Genomic DNA, 261 nt, shown 5'->3' on the forward strand with positions numbered 1-261 from the left:
GGGCCACTCCCGCTCCTCGGTGAGTAGCTCGACCGACCCGGCCGTCCAGTCGACGTGCGGGGTGGGCTCGTCCACGTGCAGGGTGCGGGGGAGCACCCCGTGGTGCATGGCCAGCACCATCTTGATGATGCCGCCGACCCCGGCCGCGGCCTGGGAGTGCCCGATGTTGGACTTCAACGAGCCCAGCTGGAGCGGCAGTTCGCGGCCCTGGCCGTAGGTGGCGAGCAGGGCGTTGGCCTCGATCGGGTCGCCGAGCCGGGT

The 261-nt window shown here is 72.0% G+C and carries 1 protein-coding gene; it reads right to left on the reverse strand.

Annotated elements, in window-relative coordinates; genetic code table 11:
* A partial coding sequence (locus AE652_RS21195) for a modular polyketide synthase (protein WP_049653877.1) occupies positions 1–261 on the reverse strand: 261 nt, incomplete at both ends.

It is taken from the genome of Kitasatospora sp. MY 5-36, from assembly GCF_001182915.1.
Lineage (GTDB): Bacteria > Actinomycetota > Actinomycetes > Streptomycetales > Streptomycetaceae > Kitasatospora.